Source organism: Cellvibrio zantedeschiae (genome assembly GCF_014652535.1).
Lineage (GTDB): Bacteria > Pseudomonadota > Gammaproteobacteria > Pseudomonadales > Cellvibrionaceae > Cellvibrio > Cellvibrio zantedeschiae.
Genome location: NZ_BMYZ01000004.1, coordinates 128586 through 146213, shown reverse-complemented (window position 1 = coordinate 146213; position 17628 = coordinate 128586). Strand labels below are relative to the sequence as shown.

Below are 17628 nucleotides of genomic sequence, written 5' to 3'. Positions count from 1 at the left end.
ATGCAGAAGTCTAATAAGGTTTGGATCATCGACGATGATCGCTCAATCCGCTGGGTGCTGGAGAAGGCCCTGCAATCGGCCAATATTGAAACTCGCGTTTTCGACTCAGGTGACAGCGCCCTCGGCCAGCTGAACCGTGATACGCCCGACGCCATTATTAGCGATATCCGTATGCCGGGAACTGATGGTTTGGTGTTGCTAAGCAATTTGCACAACACCCACCCGCACATTCCGATCATTATTATGACGGCGCACTCGGATCTCGACAGCGCAGTAGCAGCCTATCAAGGCGGCGCCTTTGAATACCTGCCCAAACCCTTCGACGTGGACGATGCTGTCGCTGTGACCCAACGCGCCCTGGCCCATGCGCAAGAGCAAAAGAGCGACCAACCAGTCGTAGCCGAGCTCGATGCCAACACCGAAATCATCGGTGAAGCGCCAGCAATGCAAGAGGTTTTCCGTGCGATTGGCCGCTTGTCACAATCCAATATTACCGTGTTAATCAACGGCCAATCAGGTACTGGTAAAGAGCTGGTAGCGCGCGCACTGCATCGCCACAGCCCACGCCGCAACGAGCCTTTTATTGCACTGAACATGGCGGCGATCCCCAAAGATTTGATGGAATCCGAACTCTTCGGCCACGAAAAAGGCGCCTTTACGGGAGCTGCAGCACAGCGCCAAGGTCGCTTTGAGCAAGCCAACGGCGGCTCATTGTTCCTCGATGAAATCGGCGATATGCCCGCTGAAACCCAAACCCGCTTGTTGCGCGTTTTGGCCGATGGCGAGTTCTACCGTGTTGGTGGCCACACGCCGGTGAAGGTGGATGTGCGCATCATCGCCGCTACCCACCAAAACTTGGAAACCTTGGTAGCCGACAACCGCTTCCGCGAAGACTTGTTCCATCGCCTGAATGTTATTCGTATCCACATTCCAAAATTGGCGAATCGCCGCGAAGATATTCCCAAGCTAGCGCGCTTCTTCCTCCATAAAGCAGCGACCGAATTGAACGTAGATACCAAAGTTCTGTTGCCGGAAACCGAAGATTACTTCTGCAGCCTGCAATGGCCAGGCAACGTGCGTCAGCTGGAGAACACCTGCCGCTGGATTACGGTCATGGCTTCTGGTCGTGAAGTTCATGTGGAAGACCTGCCGCCCGAATTGCTTGAACATAAGGAAGGCAGCGCGCCAGCAGACGATTGGGAGCGCGCTTTGCGTCACTGGGCAGACCAAGCCCTGGCAAAAGGCCAACACCAATTACTCAGCGAAGCTGTACCTACATTTGAACGCGCACTCATCGAAACCGCACTCAAATATACTGCCGGTCGCAAGCGCGATGCCGCCAACTTGCTGGGCTGGGGCCGTAATACCCTAACTCGCAAGCTCAAAGATTTGGGCATGGCCGGCGGTAACGACGAAGATTAACCTGTTACAACTCTGACACCCCTGCGGTGTCAGAGCCCCTCCCCTAGCCTTCAACCTGCCTTAAATCAATCACTCCCCCCGCAATTATTTGTCTGATTAAATTCTTTACGCTATTTGACACACAATAAGAAAACCGCATCTATACTCAGTAAACGCACCTGAGTGACGATTTAAGATCATTCCATAATTTAAAACACAGGTAGCCGTTAAAGCTTGGATAAGTCAGGCCGCTAACCTGTGATACATCCAAAATACGTTTAAGCATGTCGGGGGACACGATGGTACAAAAATCATTACTAACAAAACTCATGGCAACCTTGTTTGTCACTATGGTTGCCATATCCTTGGCAGTCGCGGTAGTTAATTACCAGTTCGCCAATAGCAAGCTGGAAAGTAATTTCGATGCTGATAAGGCAGCCATGATTGAGCTGACCAACTCATCCATTAAAGAAGCTGTATTTGCCTACGACTTCGACCAAGTGCAAGCCATTGCAAAATCTTTAGTGAACACTGATCTGATTACATCAGTATCTGTTGTTGACCACCGCGGCCAAGTGCTCGCGAAAGCACAAGATGATGACAAGAGCGAAAATCAAGTTACATCCCAAGGCGTAGAAATTAGTTATAACAACGCCAAAATCGGTAGCTACGACATCACCTTTTCCAAGCGCGCCATGCAAGCAACTTTGCGCAACCAATCTATTAACAACATCGTAGTGGTGGCTTGTTTATTACTCGCCAGCCTTATCGCTGTTTATTTGTTAATGCAAAAATTAGTATTGAATCCTGTAGCGGAAGTAACTCGCTCGCTCTCCAGCATTGCTGATGGTGGTGGTGATTTAACCAGAAGACTTTCTACTGACAGCCGCGATGAAGTGGCCGCACTGGCACACAACTTTAACCGCGTACTTGAACATATCGCACATATTATTCGCAACGTTGTAAACGTGAACGAGAAAGTTCGCCACAATGTTTCTACTATGTCACACGCAACTGAAAGCACTGTAAGCTCTACCTCTCAACAGCTGCGCGAAATTGAATTGGTTGCAACTGCGGTAGAAGAATTGTCTGCATCTGCGAACGAAATTGCACGCCACGCTGGCGATACTGCTGAGCGCACCAACGCTACCAGTGTATTGGCAGAACAAGGTAACGAGATCGTTAATAGCTCGTTAGAAAACGTAAATCGTTTAACTAATCAAATCGAATCAACTGCTCAGAAAATTCAAGTCTTGAAAAACAATTCAGTCAATATCGGTTCAGTAATGGAAGTAATTCGTACCATTGCAGAACAAACTAACTTGCTCGCATTGAACGCTGCAATTGAAGCTGCGCGTGCGGGTGAGCAGGGCCGCGGTTTCGCGGTGGTAGCTGATGAGGTTCGTTCGCTTGCGCAAAAAACCCGTTCATCTACCGAAGAAATTGAATCGATTATTGTGCAGCTGCAACGCGCCGCCGATGAAGCACATCAAGCAATGAATACCAGTACCGCCGCTGCGCGCGACACTATCGAAACCGCCTCTAAAGTAGGTGGCGCGCTTGATAAGATTCGCTCAAACATCAGCGTAATTAATGACATGAACCACCAAATTGCAACTGCATCACATCAGCAAAGTTCGGTAGCCAATGAAGTTAGTAAAAACGTTACTGCAATTCATGCGCTCTCTGAAAAAGTTTCCGAGAACGCGCAAATTGTTAACCAAAGCGGTAGCCAATTGACTCAGGAAAGTGCTGAACTGCAAAAAGAATTGAACAGCTTTAGATTGTAATTAGCTTTTCAATTCCCCCAACATTATCAGGCTCCCCACATAAACGGGGGAGCCTTTTTTATTTTTGCTAAAAAATCAAACGAATTAATGTACCGCCTTTTTCTGCCTGAGTAGCGTATACGGAGCCCAAGTGCGCCTGCATGATTTGCTTTACTAAAAACAATCCAATACCTGTGCCTTCACGCTTCGAAGTATAAAAAGGCACAAATATTTGCTCCAGTTTATCGCTCGCAATTCCGCAGCCATTATCGGCAATATCAATAATGACATTGCCACCATCACCAATGTACGCCTGCAACATTATTTCGCCGTTCGAACCCGCCTCAATTGCCTCAACCGCATTTTTTAAAAGGTTAATCAAGGCTTGCTCAAGCTGAATAAAATCCGCATTAAGCACCAAATTTTCCGGCGTAACTTTATATTTCAGCTGAATTTTTTTAGCCTGCCCCTGCTCACCAAACAATTGGCATACATCCGCGAGCAGGGGCATCAACTCACGCGGCTCACATTGCAGCTGCGGCGGATTGGCAATGCGCCTGTAGGCCTGCACAAACCCCATTAAATTATCGGCGCGACGCCCAACTATATTGATAGCCTGCTGCGCATCCGCTATGCACTCTTGCGATTTCACAAAGGATGTTTCATCAACATCTGCCAATAAATCCGCTGCCGTTTTACTGAGACTCGCCACTGGCGTCATGGAATTCATAATCTCGTGAGTAAATACTTGCACCAGATTTTGCCATGCCATCATTTCCTGCTTATCTAATTCGCGCTGGATTGGATTTAAGCTGACGATTTTTTTAAGCCCATCCGATAACAGAATACTCGACGCCGACAAACTTAACGACGTAGTCGTTTTATGCAGCTGCAATTGCGACCGACGCTGCTCCCCCGGCTGAATAGCTTTTACATCCTGCGCCAATTGCGGTCCAAATTGGTGAAGATAATCCACACGCTCCAGATGGCTGCGCTGAAATAATTTTTGCGCTGCTGAGTTAGCGAGCTGCAAATTTTCACCATCAACAATCAAAATGGCGACAGGTACTTTTTCAAGAAGCACCGCATAATAGCGGATCAATTCCTCATGCTTGAGTCGCAGCGACTGAAACTGTTCCTGCACACGCTTGATATTCTTGTACAACGCCTTGGCAGTTTCCGTGTCGAATTTTTTTGAGCCATCGCGGGTGAAATCATCTGCAGCCATAGCTTCAAAAAAATGGTTGATTTCCGCATGGGTTTTTTCAATATAAATCAACAATCGCCATAGCTGAATTACCAAAATCACAAATAGGGCAGCACAACTCAACCAAAAACTAGTTTTCTGAATTAAAAGAATAAACCCCGCCATACTCAATAAAATGAGTAGCAGCCTTATCACGATATTTAAACTGAAGGATTTATAATTCATATTTATCCATCCTTCGATATAAGGCTGTTCTTGTCAGCCCCAATTCTTTTGCAGCTTGCGAAATATTACCGTCGTATTTTTTTAAAGCCTCAGCGACGGCATTTTTCTCTAGCGTTTCCAAATGCAAAATATTTTTTGGTGCAGGAGCGTCTGTTTTAGTCCTAGACGAAAGCGCAAAATCAGATTCATGCAATTCATCACCATGACATAAAACCACGGCACGTTCCACCGCATGACGCAGCGATCTTACATTACCAGGCCAATCATAAGCGGTTAACGCATCCAATGTCAGGCGGGATATTTTTGGTTTCTTACGTTGATATTTTTGCGCATAGACACCCAAATAATAATCAAGCAATAGAGGAATATCGTCGCGCCGTTGGCGCAAAGGTGGCAAGGTGAGCTCTACCGTATTCAAGCGATACAACAAGTCCTGTCGAAATAGTGTTTCGTCAGTCAAATCTGTATAGGGTGCATTGGTCGCTGCAATAATTCGAACATCCAGTGGAATAGGCTTTTCATCCCCAACAGGAATTACCTGCCGCTGCTCAAGCACTCGCAACAATTTCACTTGCAAGTGCATGGGCAAGTTGCCAATTTCATCTAAAAATAATGTTCCGCCGTTCGCTGCAACTAATCGTCCAACACGCGCTGTTTGAGCGCCAGTAAAGGCACCTTTCTTATGGCCAAACAATTCAGATTCAAATAGAGATTCGGAAATTGCGCCCATATCAATTGCCATAAAAATATTATCTGCACGGGCTGATTGAGCGTGAATTTCGCGCGCGAGCAATTCCTTGCCGGAACCGTTTTCGCCCAGAATTAATACATTGGCTTGTGTGGGCGCACAGCGCGATGCTTTTTGCATCAGCTCGCGCATCAAGGGGGACTCACCAATAAAATATTCTTGCTTTGAATTTAACGCATCGCGGAGCGCGGAATTTTCGGCGCTAAGTGAGGATAATTTTTTGCGTGATTGCGCCAATTCAAACGCAGAATGCAAAGTTGCAATTAACTTTTCGTTACTCCACGGCTTAATCACAAAATCCGTCGCCCCTGCCTTTATCGCCTTCACCGCCAGTTCAACACCGGCGTAGGCAGTCATAAGCACAATGACGAGATGCGGGAATTTCTGTTGCAGTTGTTGCAACCAGTAAAAGCCATCTTCTCCGCTGTTATCACCCAAGGTGAAGTTCATATCCAGTAAGACGACATCAACAACTTGCTTCGCCAAAAAGTCCGGCAATCCGGTAGGGTCGACCAGGCGACTGACGCTATCGAATTGCCGTTTCAACAGGAGCTGTGCCGATAGCAAGATGTCCTCATCATCGTCCACAACCAAAATATGCCCTGCAATCTTCGCCATAAAACCACCCGGAAACACAATTTCAGGGGAGTTTAATTCGTCCGAATACGAACAACAAGTGTACGAATACGGACACCTCAACATAAAGCAGATCGGCAAAAGTTAAGTAAGTGATTGAAATTAAAAAACAAATATAGCTGGCCCCGAGATTGCAATGTACTGAGAAAATAAACACGAAGATTGCAATGGACAGACCTTTAACCAAAACAAACTGGCAACGCCTGCGTCAACCTTTAAGCATAGGGATTGGCATAGCCCTGCTTGCAGCACTCTGGCTGGTAGCAATCCCGCGCGGGGGCAAGACGCTACAAGTCGCCGGTGAAAGCATCCAAATCGCCAGCGTAAGCCAGGGGATATTTGAGGACTTTACGCCACTACGCGGTCAGGTCATTCCGCTGCGCACGGTTTATCTGGATGCAATTGAAGGCGGGCGTGTGGAGAAAATCCATTTGGAAGATGGCGCTGAGGTCAGCGAAGGGCAACCTATTGTCGACATTTCGAATGCGCGATTGAAACTCGATTCCATAGGCCGCGAAGCACAGGTCAGTGAGCAGATTAACAACATGCAAAACCTTGAGCTGTCACTGGTACGCACAGAGCTGGAACACAAACGTGCACTCAATGAGCTGAGCTATCAAATTAAAATCAAAGAACGTACACACAATCGCAAACTAGGCATGGGCAAATCGGGTTATGTTAAAAAATCTGAGTTAGATGATGAACAAGATGAGCTGGAGTTTTTAAAAAAGAAACAGGCCTTGGAACTGGAAAGCCGCACAATCGACCAGGCATTACAAAAAGCACAAATGAAACAGATTGGGGACTCCGTTAAAAATTTGACGAACAATCTGGAGTTCACGCGTGAAAATTTGGATAGTTTAAATGTTAAAGCACCTATCGGCGGCAGACTTACCGCTTTCGATGTGGAGATTGGTCAATCGCTAAAGCCCGGCGAGCGTTTTGGCCAAATTGATGATCCGGTAAATTTTAAGCTGGCAGCGCTTGTAGATGAGTTTTATATGTCACGCGTTTTTATTGGCCAGACTGCAGAAATGACATTTGATGAAAAGCTTTATACGCTTGAAGTTAAAAAAATATACCCACAAGTTAAGGACGGGCAATTTCGCGTAGATTTTGTATTTCGTAAAGATCAACCCAAAAACTTAAATCGAGGCCAAACATTACAAATGCGCTTGCAACTAGGCGAAAACATAAGCGCACGTTTGATTCCCAATGGTTCGTTTTTTCAAGAAACCGGAGGTAATTGGATTTTCGTTGTCGCATCCGACAAAAAAACGGCTGTACGACGAACAATTCGCGTGGGCAGAAGAAACACTCATTTTATCGAAGTGTTGGAAGGGCTAGATGTAGGCGAACAAGTCATTACCAGCCCCTACACCAGTTACGTCGATATAGACCGACTTAATATTAACCAATAAAAATAGCAGGAATAACACGATGATAAAACTTAACAACATTCAAAAAATATTTCGCACCGATGAAATTGAAACTATGGCTCTAAGCCAGGTGAGCTTTGAAATAAAGTCCGGTGAGTTTGTTGCCATCATGGGGCCTTCTGGTTGCGGAAAATCAACATTGTTAAACATTCTTGGCATGTTAGATAGCCCTGACGGCGGCGAATACGAATTTAATAACGAAAACATTGCAGCATACCCGGAAGCCAAGTTAAGCCAAATTCGCAAACAAAACATTGGATTTATTTTCCAGAGCTTTAATTTGATCGATGAATTAAATGTTTTTGAGAACATAGAGCTAGCTCTGCTTTATCACAAGATTTCTGCTGCCGAACGCAAACAACGCGTGCAAGCCGTTATCGAAAAAATGGAAATCCAACACCGCGCAAAACATATGCCCAGCCAGCTCTCCGGCGGCCAACAACAGCGCGTCGCCGTAGCCCGAGCTTTAGTTGCCAACCCAAAACTTATTCTTGCTGACGAACCTACTGGAAACCTCGATTCTGCGCGCGGCCAAGAGGTTATGTCGCTACTGAAAAAATTAAATCAGGAAGGTTCCACCATAATCATGGTAACTCACTCAGCGGAACATGCTGAGTACGCACAACGCAGAATCAATTTGTTTGATGGAAAAGTAGTAGCACAAAGCCAACTTTCGGTGGCGTAAAGGAACTTAGAATGTTTAAAAATTATTTAATAACCACCTTACGCAACCTGCTTAAGCATAAAATTCACTCTGCACTAACCATAATAGGTTTGGCTGTAGGTTTTGCAGCAAGCGCAATTATTATCATAATTAACTATACGGAAATGAATTACGATCGCCATTGGGAAAATAGCGATCGTATTTTTCAAATAGAATCAACGGTTAATTTCCAGAATGAAAATCGAAAATCGCCATTTGTATACACTGACATTTACGAAATAATAAAGGAAAAAATTCCCGAGATTGAACACATTTCCCGTCAAAATCAAAATGAAACAAAAGTAAGAATCATAAGAAATGGAACTAACAATAATGAAGAATTTCAAGAATACGCTTCAGCCGTGGATAACGACTTTTTCGAGATATTTAATTACCCAATAGCTAAAGGAAGCTTAAAAGATTTTTATACAGATGAATCAACTACCGTTATCACAGAAGAATTAGAGAAAAAGCTTTTTGGACGAGAAAGCGCCATTGGAAAAACAATTAATATAGAAACAACGAATTTAGTGCTTTCTGAAATACATCCCGCCGAAGCGAATAGCCGACCCACGACTTATAAAGATTTTAAAATTGCTGCTGTAATAGCCAATAGCCCATATAAAACCAGTATTTTGCGCCAAAACATTTTCATTCATCTTCAGAAAATCACAACACCTGAACCGGGTAAAGGCGCTGCCTTCAGCCAAGCCTTAGTTATGTATGTAAAAGTAAAGCCAAATGCGAATATATTAAAAATACAAAATAGATTGCCCAAGTTGCAAGATGAGTTTACATCTTCCCCTCTTGTAAATGGCAAAAAATCCAGTGAAATACATCTTGTTAGCTTTTTAAATATTAAAGATGCTCACCTAAAAGGATCAAATGTTACCGGACAGATAGAAAAAATTTGGATGCTGTTTGGCTTAGCTGCAATTATTCTTTTAATGGCTAGTATTAATTATATTAATCTCGCACTGGCAGCCTATTCACGCAGGCAAAAAGAAATTGCATTACGTAAAACTCTTGGCGCGTCAAAGAAAAATATTATTCATCAGTTTTTAAGTGAGTCCTTATTAATCGCCATTTTGGCATTATTAATTTCCTTAATCTGTATAGAACTGTGCATTCCATGGCTTAAATCCACAGTTAATCTCGATATAGAAATAAGTTATACCTATGCCCCTCAAATTCTTGGATACTTATTTACCATGGCATTGACAGTTGGATTAGTGTCAGGAGCTTATCCAAGTTTTTATCTGTCGCAATTCAATCCGGCTGCCACTTTGAAATCCAACAAGTCCCTTGAATCCTTAACTAGCATTAGATTTCGCAAAGGCCTTGTTGTTAGCCAATTTATTATTTCCGGCGTTATGATTACCAGCGTTTCTATCATAGCGACACAAATGCATAAGGCTCAGACGCTAGATCCGGGATATCAAACTAAAAACATTATTTTTGCCACTCATTCAGCACTAAGCGCAGCCAATCGTGGAAGTGTTGAAAACATTAAATATCAAATCTCCAAAATACCCGGTGTGCAATTAGTAACGCTGGCCATGCCTTCGCTCCCGGGAAAGTACGGTCAACAGATGCTTGTTTCAAGACAAGGGAATGCACCAAGCACAGTTATCGGACTTCAACAGGCCCAGTTGGCCGGGCCAGATGATTTGAAAGTTTTTAATATTAAACTCATTGCAGGTAAATATTTTTCTGCCCCCGTAAATACGGACGAAAACAGATCCGCAATACAGAACAAAATTTATATCAATGAGCAAGCGCTTGCGCCACTAGGCTTCAAAAATGCCGAAGACGCTATCAATCAACAAATCTATGTTGCTTATAGCCGTACTTACAAAATGCAAATGACCATCGTAGGAGTAACCGCAGCAATTCACATTGGTTCGTTCAATGCCCCCGACGCTCCTTGCTTTTTCTGGCCAATTAGCAGTACAGGTATGCCAATAGGATTTGCTCTCCGTTACGAAGGTAATGATAGAAAAGCAATCACAGAAAGCATCAAAAGTATTTGGAAGCAATCTTTAGGCTACATGCCTCATACTTGGTTTATTGAAGATGCAATTGCCGATGAATACAAAAATGAAAATTTAATTGCTCGTTTTGTTTATATGTTTACTGGCATAGCAATTTTTATTAGTTGCTTAGGCTTGTATGGACTTGCAACACATGCAACCAATAATCGAAGAAAGGAAATCGGACTGCGCAAAGTGCATGGAGCGTCCATTTCAAATATCGTCAGATTACTGTTGTGGCAATTTAGCAAGCCGGTTTTATTCGCCAACATTGTTATCTGGCCAATTGCGCTTTATGCAGGCTCTCGTTGGCTAGAGCAATTTATCAATCGCATTAATATTTGGCAATGGGGTCCCGTTTTTTGCTTAATATCTGCCTTGGCAGCGCTGTTAATTGCCTGGATCACCGTTGGTGGTCAAGCGCTTTTGGTTGCACGCGAAAAGCCTGTACATGCATTAAGGGAAGAATAGTAATTATTTTTCGCTTTAATCTAATTTTTCATTTTTGTTAACGAGAAAGGCATGCTTCATAATTATTTGAAAATTGCATTGCGCAACCTAATTAAAAATAAGGTGCAATCGCTAGTAGCAATTTTAGGCTTGGTTATAGGCCTGGCAACTACCACGGTTATATTAATCGTCAACTACAGCGAGCTCACATGGGATAAGCAATGGAAAGATGGCGATAGAATATTTGAGCTACAGCAAGTATTCATTGCTCGCGCCACACCGGTAAAGCTGGACACCATATCCAGCTTACGCCAAATGACATTAATCCAGGATAAATTAAGTGACGTCGAATATATCGGCAACATCGCAACTGTAGACGGAAAAGTAAAGCTGATAAATGAAAAGGATAAAGCTCAAAATAGCCTCGGACAGCACATTAGCTATATAACACCTAGCATCATCAATATTTTTTCTTTGGAAGCCATTCAGGGTGACACCAAGGGATTCTACACCGACAAGCAATCGCTCATACTCTCAAAAAGTACAGCCAAAAAATTGTTTGGCGAAAAAGACCCTATTGGAAAAACGATAGAGATAAATTCAAATTCCTATGTGCCCAGCCAAAAAGATATTCCTGTTAACCCAATATATAAAGTAATAGCCGTTGTTGCGGACTCGCCAAAGCGCACGAGCTTACGAGGCCCAATGGATGTTATTGTTAATAGCAACTACCCAATCCAGCATGACGACCCCAACATTTTTTTCATGAAGGACTTCAGTGCAACCTACGTAAAATTAAAAAATAATGCGAACGTAAACGATATTAACTTTCAGCTAGCCAACTTTCTGGATAAAGATTTACCCCCCATGGGGGGAGGCGAATCCAAGAAAAATAGTGAAGAATTTAGTTTTACATTAGTAAACATTAAAGATATGCACATGAAAGGTTTTGGTGCAGAAAAGCAAGGTCAAAGAATGACAATTCTTTATAGCCTGGCTGTCATTATCTTTGTATTAGCTGCTGTAAATTACATTAATCTTGCAACAGCAAAGTTTTCGCGACGTCAAAAGGAAATTTCATTGCGAAAAACCTTAGGTGCGGAGCGGAGAAATATACTTACGCAGTTTTTAGTAGAATCTTTGCTATCTTCTTTATGTGCATTAGTGCTTACTTTCATTATTTTAGAACCACTTTTACCCTGGCTGAACACCAACCTCAGTATCAACATAGAAACTCAATACTTTACAGATTTTAGTTTGCTCGCCCTCATCCTATGTACAACGCTCAGCCTGGGTTTTATTACCGGATTTTACCCGGGGCTAGTTTTATCACGCATACGCCCTGCGGCAGTTTTAAAAGCGAATAAATCACACGAAACATCTTCCAGTATTAAATTTAGAAATTTATTGGTTATTTTCCAATTTATTATTTCCTCGTCCATGCTGGTTTCCGTTGGAATAATGGCAACTCAATTACATTCTGTATTAAATACAGATCTTGGCTATGAAAGCAAAAACATTGTTTTTCTCGTCGATAACAGTTTAGTAGCCAATAAAGGAACTATTAATTACCTCAAAGAAAAAATCTTGAAGGAGCCCGGAGTATTTGCGGCTACCAAGGCGGCGCCATTACTACCCGGAACATTCAGTGAATATAAAACTGTTCACAGTTCAAAACAAAAAATCGAGGATTCCAGCCCGGCACTTATTAATCTTATCCACAACGTGGATGAGCTTCGTTTGTTTGATATTAGATTAATAGCCGGAAAATACTTTGTGCCACCAGAAGAGGATGGCAACAGGCCCAATATCATCATTAATGAACAGGCGCTAAAAGGCTTTGGATTTTCCTCGGCACAGGAAGCAATAGGAATGACACTAACTTTCAACCTTTCGCCACAACCTACCGTCGCCACTATTATTGGTGTGACCAGCAAATTACATTTTGGCGATTTAAATAAACCCGCCGCTCCACTAATACTAATGCGAGCTCCCGACGGATGGAGTTCCGAGAATGGCTCTCTAGGTATTCGTTTTGACCCAAATATGAATCGCAGAATGTTAGTTACGCGGCTTAAGGAAATTTGCAAAAACGTTGTTGGGGCCGCACCTGAAGGTGAAGTTTTTTTGGATGAAGTAATTCAGGAACAATACAAACACCAAATCTTAATTGCCCAATTTGCTTACGCTTGTGCCACGCTTGCAATGCTAATTAGCTGCTTGGGACTTTATGGGCTCGCTTCTTTTGCAGCGGAAAAACGCATCAAAGAAATTGGTTTGCGCAAAGTTCACGGCGCATCCATTAACAACATTGTGCGACTGCTGTTATGGCAATTCACCAAACCGATTGTGCTTGCGAATCTTATCGCCTGGCCTATCGCACTCTATGTTATCAATCGCTGGCTGGAAAACTTTAGCCAACGAATTGATCTATGGCTATGGGGGCCCTTTTACTGCCTGACAGCAGGCATTCTGGCGATTGCCATTGCGTGGTTAACGGTAGGCGGACAAGCCTACAGCGTTGCGCGCGCCAAACCTGCAAATGCTTTACGAGAGGAGTAGTTCCGCTTCAAAAGCCTATAGATTTCACCCTTTAACCCTCTCTCCAAGGGCTGTTTTTATCACTCAAAATGAAAACGGTTACGCAAATTTAGTCGAAATATGTATACCGTTTTCACAACAAAAATAGAAATATTTTCCTCATTAGCAGCGATTTTTTAGCAAATTATTATCACCCTCTGTTGCACCAACCCAAACTAGCGTGTAGTATTTTTTCAAAGTAAAAAAATCATCCAACTATTGGCAATAGACTCACATACCGCCCCTCGGCCTAATGTGAAATTTCGCGTCCCTACCGCAGCTGTGACAGGCTGTATCGGCCCAAAACCGCTACTTATGTACTAATGTATAAATTGCCCATGGCAATTACGGGCTTATTTGCCCCCGAATTTTTTGCTGGTGACTGTGTCGCCAATAATTGAGAGTTACGAATGAAAGCGCGTAGACCCATAGTGATCGCAAATTGGAAACTGAATGGTGGTATAGATCTGATCTGTACATCGGTGGCTTCATTTATTGGCAAACATTTTGAAACCGATATTGTGGTGTGTCCGCCCTATCTCTATATGCGCGATATGCTGACTTTTTTGCAGTATTCTGAATTGCGCATCGGCAGCCAGAATGTAAGCCGTTATGAATCTGGTGCTTATACCGGTGAGACCTCTGCGCAAATGCTGAAAGAAGCCGGATGCTCCCTCTGCATCATTGGGCATTCAGAACGTCGCGCTATGTTTGCAGAAAATAATCTTGGCTGCCAGGTTAAAGTGCAAACTGCGCTTAATCACGGTTTGCTGCCCGTGTTGTGTATTGGTGAGACGCAAGAAGAGCGTGCCGCTAACACAACCAAAGCGATTTTATTAACCCAATTGAGTGAAGGTTTAAATACAGTTGACTTGGCGGGCAAAGATATTTGTATTGCCTATGAACCTGTGTGGGCAATAGGAACAGGTCTTGCCGCTACACCTGATATGGTGCAAGAAGTTCACCAATTTATTCGCACTGAACTTACTCGTTTGTACAATGAAGAAATTGCCGACCGCGTGCGCATCGTGTACGGCGGCAGTGTAAATAAAACTAATGCAACAGAATTACTAAAGCAAAAAGACATAGACGGCCTGCTTGTTGGCGGCGCCAGTTTAGACCCAGGGCACTTTCTCGCAATTTGCGAACAAGTATCCGAACAGGCAATGGTATGAGCATCAATACAGTGAAAAAAATGAAAATTTTTATATCAACTGTAGGTAATACTCATCATGAACTCTTTAGCCAATCTAGTCGCTCCCGGTGTTGCCACTGGCGACCAAGTGCAAGTGCTATTTCAATTCGCCAAGCAACAAGGCTTTGCTTATCCAGCTGTTAACGTTGCAGGATCTAATTCAATTAATGCAACATTGGAAGCCGCTCACAGCATTAAATCTCCAGTGATTGTTCAGCTTTCTTACAATGGATCGGCATTTTTTATTGGCAAAGGCGTGAAGTTGGAAGGCCATACAAGTTCCATTTTAGGTGCGATTGCATCGGCTCAATATATTCATACAGTTGCCGAGACTTATGGTGTGCCAGTTATTTTGCACACAGATCACGCGGCGAAAAAATTGTTGCCCTGGGTTGATGCCATGCTTGACGCTAGCGAAAAGCATTTCGCGCAAACGGGTAAACCGCTATTCAGTTCACACATGATAGACCTGTCGGAAGAATCGCTGGATGAAAACATTGATATCAGTGCACGCTATTTAGAACGCATGAGCAAAATGGGCGTGACATTGGAAATAGAATTAGGTTGCACTGGTGGCGAGGAAGATGGCGTAGACAATACGGGCATCGATAGCTCCGCACTTTACACACAACCTGAAGACGTTGCTCGTGCATACAAAGCATTAAGCACTATCAGCAATAAATTTACGATCGCAGCATCTTTTGGAAATGTGCATGGCGTGTATAAACCTGGCAATGTGAAATTGACACCAGCTATTCTTAAAAACTCGCAAACTTACGTAAGTGAAAAATTTGGTTTGGCGCACAATAGTTTGGATTTTGTATTTCACGGTGGTTCAGGCTCTGCACCAGAAGAAATTGCTGAAGCGATTCGCTACGGCGTCATAAAAATGAATATAGATACAGATACTCAATGGGCCAGTTGGCAAGGCGTAATGGACTACTACAAAAGCAATCAACATTATTTGCAAGGCCAAATAGGCAATCCCAATGGCGACGATAAACCCAACAAAAAATTCTATGATCCGCGCGTGTGGCTGCGCAAAAGTGAAGAAGCAATGGTAAAGCGTTTGCACCAATCTTTTGCCGACCTTAATTGTGTTAATCAGTACAGGTAGTACCATATGCAAAACACTGAACAAACATTAGCTTCCGTATTGGACGAGGATGGCGCCAATGCGGAATTACTATCCTTGATTCACAATCTTGTGGATGCGACCGAGGAAATTGCTGTATGCGTCAATAAAGGCGCACTTGCAGGCGTCTTGGGTTCAACCCAGAATGAAAATGTTCAGGGCGAAACCCAAAAGAAGCTCGATATTATTGCCAACCAATTAATTAAGGATGCCCTGCTCAGCAATGAGCAGGTTCGTGCACTCGCCTCAGAAGAAGAGGATGATGTTGTTGCAGGCAATAAAAATGGAAAATATGTAGTTGCCTTTGATCCGTTAGATGGTTCATCCAACATTGATGTGAACGGGCAAATTGGAACTATCTTTACCATTTATCCCGCACGCAATGATGTAGCCACTAATAGCGCGCTGCAATTTCAGCAACGCGGAACACAACAAGTTTGTGCGGGTTACGTGCTTTACGGTGCATCTACTTTATTGGTCATTAGCACTGGCGGCCCAACTCATTGCTTTACGTTGGATACCGCCAGCCAGCAATTTTTATTAACCAACCCAACATTGAGCATTCCACAAGACACGCAGGAATTTTCAGTGAATATGGCGAACCAACGTTTTTGGGCATCTTCTTTTCAAAGTTACATTGCCGATTTAATTGCGGGTGAAACTGGAAAACGTAATAAGCGTTTTAATATGCGTTGGAACGCATCCATGGTGGGAGATATGCATCGCGTATTAATACGCGGCGGCATTTTTATTTATCCATCTGATTCGCGCGACGCAAAGCAGCCCGCAAAACTACGTTTGCTCTATGAGGCAAATCCAATTGCTATGTTGGTGGAAAATGCAGGCGGAAAAGCGTTCAATGAATCGCAACGGATTTTGGATATAGAACCTAGCGCTTTACATCAGCGCGTAGCGGTAATTATGGGCTCTGCCAATGAAGTGGAAGCTTGCCTCGGTTATTTACAATAATTATTACGAGCTCATTATTTTGGATTCCAATCACCCAGAATATTCTTCCGGGTGATTTCTTTTGCTTCCTGCTCACTTAACTGACGATGCTTATCGTTAATAATTGCACCCGGCCCAGTACTTTTATGTTCAAAAAAACGGGAATCTTCTGGCAGGAAATTTATTCTGCCGCCTTCTTTTGTTGAACCACCCATGCTGTACCAACCATCGGCAGTGATGTGCGCATCCATCCAGGTATTCACAAATACTGTTTTTCCAATCGCATTAGGATCCGCATAACGACCATCTGCAAATTGAGTTGTAGGATGCCAGGGACGCCCAAGGGGAACCGCGCTGTCCGGAACAGAGTTGTCGCGCGTTAAACGACAGCTTAAAAATGTTAAACCATATTTAGAATTAATTTGCGTAGAAGGCGCCGTAATAAATCCATGTGGACTTGTTGGCTTACCGCGTGCAAGTGTTTTAATTTCAGACTGTGTAAATAACGCATTGCCGTTACCAAAAATATAATCCACATTACCTGCAATCAACACTTTATCAAACCAACTACGACCGGAATTAACAAATAAAGTATCCTGATAACCCAGCATAGTGACATTGCGGACCAGCACGCGGTCGCTCGGCGCATCAATAAATAAGGCAACAGCTTGGCTACCATTTACTTTCTGCGGACTATCACTTGGCAATGCATCATTTTTTAAAAAATCAAAACTGTTTTCTATGGTTAAATTCTGCAAGCGAATATCCGTAGCTTTTATCGTGAGAGTCGCACTGCCTGGTGTGGTTAAGTTTTTACCGGGGGATACTTCCTTACCGGCATAGTCATTAAAGACAATTCGAGTTTTAGATGAGGATTGCCCAACCAATTCAATATTATTTTTGTTAATAATGAGTTTTTCTTGATAGGTACCATCGGCAATAAATATCCGATAAGGACTTGTGGATATTTGCGGAGCGGCATCTATAGCAGCTTGAATTTTTTCAAAGCAATGAGGATTATTATTGCAGGACGATTTTACCTGAGCACTGCCGGAAGCATTAACATTTTGGGAAGCAGTATTTGAGGATGAACAAGAGACTTGTATTAATATTGCCAAAAGCAAAAATATTATTCTCATGACCATTTCCCTCAACTGGA

12 protein-coding genes are annotated in these 17628 nt (G+C 43.4%); 9 read left to right on the top strand and 3 right to left on the bottom strand.

What is annotated here, in order from left to right:
• Positions 1–1422 (top strand): nitrogen regulation protein NR(I), encoded by a 1422-nt coding sequence (glnG, locus tag IE104_RS17365; RefSeq protein WP_189420863.1) that lies wholly within the window; start codon positions 1–3, stop codon positions 1420–1422.
• 278 nt (positions 1423–1700) lie between these two features.
• Positions 1701–3191 carry a methyl-accepting chemotaxis protein gene (locus tag IE104_RS17360; protein WP_189420860.1) on the top strand — a complete coding sequence of 497 codons (1491 nt, stop codon included), beginning with the start codon at positions 1701–1703 and terminating at the stop codon, positions 3189–3191.
• 67 nt (positions 3192–3258) lie between these two features.
• Here the strand turns inward: IE104_RS17360 and IE104_RS17355 are convergent, their stop codons facing one another.
• Positions 3259–4602 (bottom strand): sensor histidine kinase, encoded by a 1344-nt coding sequence (locus IE104_RS17355; protein ID WP_189420857.1) that lies wholly within the window; start codon positions 4600–4602, stop codon positions 3259–3261.
• On the bottom strand, positions 4592–5968 hold the full coding sequence (locus IE104_RS17350) for a sigma-54-dependent transcriptional regulator (RefSeq protein ID WP_189420854.1): 1377 nt from the start codon (positions 5966–5968) through the stop codon (positions 4592–4594). Before IE104_RS17350 ends, IE104_RS17355 begins: the two co-directional genes overlap by 11 nt.
• Before the next feature lie 185 nt (positions 5969–6153).
• On the opposite strand from IE104_RS17350, the gene IE104_RS17345 reads away from it, so the two are divergent.
• The 7 genes from IE104_RS17345 (at position 6154) to IE104_RS17315 (ending at position 16490) form a co-directional block, all read left to right on the top strand.
• Entirely contained in the window at positions 6154–7407 is a 1254-nt protein-coding gene (locus IE104_RS17345) for an efflux RND transporter periplasmic adaptor subunit (protein WP_189420851.1), read from the top strand.
• 19 nt (positions 7408–7426) lie between these two features.
• Entirely contained in the window at positions 7427–8110 is a 684-nt protein-coding gene (locus IE104_RS17340; RefSeq protein WP_189420849.1) for an ABC transporter ATP-binding protein, read from the top strand.
• 11 nt (positions 8111–8121) lie between these two features.
• A complete protein-coding gene (locus tag IE104_RS17335) occupies positions 8122–10632 on the top strand; it encodes an ABC transporter permease (RefSeq protein ID WP_189420847.1) in 2511 nt (836 codons plus the stop codon).
• A gap of 51 nt (positions 10633–10683) precedes the next feature.
• The gene (locus tag IE104_RS17330) at positions 10684–13173 is read left to right on the top strand and encodes an ABC transporter permease (RefSeq protein WP_189420845.1); all 2490 of its coding nucleotides are present in this window, start codon (positions 10684–10686) and stop codon (positions 13171–13173) included.
• A gap of 428 nt (positions 13174–13601) precedes the next feature.
• A complete protein-coding gene (gene tpiA, locus IE104_RS17325) occupies positions 13602–14366 on the top strand; it encodes a triose-phosphate isomerase (RefSeq protein WP_189420843.1) in 765 nt (254 codons plus the stop codon).
• A gap of 57 nt (positions 14367–14423) precedes the next feature.
• Complete coding sequence (gene fbaA, locus IE104_RS17320; protein ID WP_189420840.1) at positions 14424–15503, top strand: class II fructose-bisphosphate aldolase; 1080 nt, start codon at positions 14424–14426, stop codon at positions 15501–15503.
• A gap of 6 nt (positions 15504–15509) precedes the next feature.
• Positions 15510–16490 carry a class 1 fructose-bisphosphatase gene (locus IE104_RS17315; RefSeq protein ID WP_189420839.1) on the top strand — a complete coding sequence of 327 codons (981 nt, stop codon included), beginning with the start codon at positions 15510–15512 and terminating at the stop codon, positions 16488–16490.
• Positions 16491–16504: 14 nt separating this feature from the next.
• Here the strand turns inward: IE104_RS17315 and IE104_RS17310 are convergent, their stop codons facing one another.
• Positions 16505–17608 (bottom strand): pectinesterase family protein, encoded by a 1104-nt coding sequence (locus IE104_RS17310; RefSeq protein ID WP_189420837.1) that lies wholly within the window; start codon positions 17606–17608, stop codon positions 16505–16507.
• Positions 17609–17628: the final 20 nt, after the last annotated feature.